The 2,268-nt window shown below is 76.9% G+C and carries 3 protein-coding genes; 1 reads left to right on the plus strand and 2 read right to left on the minus strand.

All coding sequences use genetic code 11. The features are described 5' to 3' along the window. The coding region (locus tag AC51EU_RS29755) for a DUF5954 family protein (protein WP_496270196.1) at positions 1-834 on the minus strand (834 nt) is incomplete at its 3' end. Positions 835-1,054: 220 nt separating this feature from the next. On the opposite strand from AC51EU_RS29755, the gene AC51EU_RS29760 reads away from it, so the two are divergent. Beyond that, complete coding sequence (locus AC51EU_RS29760; protein WP_496270197.1) at positions 1,055-1,264, plus strand: DUF5988 family protein; 210 nt, start codon at positions 1,055-1,057, stop codon at positions 1,262-1,264. Between the two features lie 30 nt (positions 1,265-1,294). On the opposite strand, the gene AC51EU_RS29765 is transcribed toward AC51EU_RS29760, so the two are convergent. Then, a partial coding sequence (locus tag AC51EU_RS29765) for a serine/threonine kinase C-terminal domain-containing protein (protein ID WP_496270198.1) occupies positions 1,295-2,268 on the minus strand: 974 nt, incomplete at its 5' end.

Raw genomic sequence — 2,268 nt, forward strand, 5'->3', positions numbered from 1 at the left:
CTCCACATCGTTGCCGCGCCACCGGGCCAGGGCTTCCCCGGCGCGCTCGTAGGCGGCCCGGTCCGCCGCGTCGAGCTGGAGCGTCAGGGGCGCCAGCGTCCGCAGCCACCGCGCCAGCGCGTCGCGGGCGGCCTGCGGGGTGCCGCAGCAGGCGGTGTGCGGCTGCCACTGCCCCTCCACCTCCGCCGCGATCATGAAGTCGGCGGGAAGCAGCACCCCACCCGGATGGAGCAGCGCCGCGCGCTCCGCGTCCCGCCGTACCGCGTCCGGCGCCGTCCCTGCCGCCCGGACGCACCGCAGCAGGTCGAGCCGGAGCAGGCCCTCCGCCATGCCCGTCCCGGCCGCCGGGTCGATGACGAAGCCCCCGGTGCGGTCCGGCGGCCGGTGCGCCACGGGGTCGGGGTCCGAGGGGCGCGGCGGCTCGGGCCCGTCCGGTCCCATCCGGACGAAGCCCTCGCCGCGAACGACGCGATGGCGGTCGCCCAGCACCGTCAGCTCGTCGGTCTTCTCGCGGTCCAGCCGCTCCGCGGCCGCCGCGCACTCCCGTGCCCCCTCGGCGTTCCCGGCCCCGGCCGCCTCCCGGGCCATCCGGCGGAACGCCGACGCCATGGTGTCCCGCGCGCCCTGCGGTGTGCTCTCCCCGAAGGACAGCACTTCCCAGCGGCCCCGCCCCCGCTCCCGCACCTGTCCGAAGGCCGGGCCCACCCCGAGGAGACCGGGGTGGCTCTCCCGGGCCCGCCATGCCTCCACCTCGGAGATCGCCGCCACCGGCCCGTCCTGGGCGGTCACCCTGATGGTCCGGTACGCGGGGATTTCCTCACCGTGTCGCGTCATGCACTCAGTGTGCTCACCCGCCCGTACGGGACGCCGCCGCTTCCGGGGACAAACCCACGGACGAGGTGGTGCGGGGGCACCTCGGGGGCTCGCCGGGCGCGGGAGCGCCCCGGCGGTGGCCGCGTCCGGCCCCCTGTTCGTACGAACCTCTCCGTCCGGCGCCGGGTGTCCTCGGCGAGCCGACACCCCGGCCCGCGTCCGCCGTGCCGACAATCCGGGCATGGCTGACACGGTGACCAAGGCAGTACTCGAAGGCGGGCCCGCGGAACTGCCCGAGCGGATCGTGCCGATCGACCCGCCCGGGGACGAGCTGAAGATCCCGTTCCGCGGTGGCTACGAACATTTCCGGGCCACCGGGCGGCAGCAGGACACCGGCCAGGGGCGGCTCCCCGTCTACGAGTGGTGGGAGCGCACCGAGTTGCCCGGATGAACGGGCGCCTCCCGGGCGGGTCTCCGGGCGTCAGGAGAGCACGGTGAACGCCGCGACCGCGACCCGCAGGATCTCCTCCTGGAGCGGCCACGCGTTGGCGGCCCCGAGGACCAGCACCGCGAACCGGCGGCCGCCCGGGACGGTGAAGGCGCAGTCGGCGACCTGGACGCGTTCGCCGATCCGCTTGCTGTCGTACGCGTAGACGAGTTCGGTGGCGTCGGGGCCCGGCGCCGGCTCACCGAACGGTTCGAGGCTGACCTCCTCGTACCCGGGGTTGTCGGCGAGCTGCTGGGAGGCGGTCTCCAGCGCACGGCGGGGGCTCGGACCCGCGTCGCTGATCTCGAAGACCTGGAGCAGCGAACCGGCGTCCGGCGCGGTGTAGAACACGCCGTCCGTACGGACGCTGCGGGCCCAGCCCTTCGGTACGACGGCGGAGAAGCCCTGCCCGTCATGGACGCGCCGGTACCCGGGCGGGACCTCCGGGACGGAGGGGGAGTCGTCCGGGTCCGGTGTGGCGGACGCGGCGGACGACGCGACGGCCCCCGGGTGCGGCGAACCGGCGGCGGCCGGGGGCGCGCTCTCCTCGCGCCCGCTCCCGTGCGACCCCCACAGCAGCCAGCCGCCGACCCCGACCACGAGCACGGCAGCCACCGCGCCGGCCACCCGTCCCGGTAACCGGCGCGGGGGCCGGTCCCCGTCGGCGTCGCCGTCGAAGGCGTCCTGGTGCGGCGCGAAGCCGGTCCCGAAGGTGTGGTGGGCCCGGTAGGGGTGTGCTCCGCAGGGGTGCCCGCCATGGGGCGGACGGGCGGGGCGCGGGCCCTCGGGGACGAACCAGGACTCGGGGACGACGGGGGCCCGAGGGCACGGCGGCTGCCACGGAGGCGGCGGGGCGGCGGAGGCCCAGGGTTCGGGCCGGGAGCCGGGCCAGGGCTCCGCCCGGGGGCCGTACGCGAACGGAGAACCGGGCGGGGGCGGGGAGGGAGGCGCGAAGGAGGACACCGTCC

Source organism: Candidatus Streptomyces philanthi (assembly GCF_059553635.1).

Coding starts and splice junctions, on each gene's coding strand:
- AC51EU_RS29760 (WP_496270197.1), top strand. CDS start 1,055: ATGGCTGACACGGTGACCAAGGCAGTACTCGAAGGCGGGCCCGCGGAA.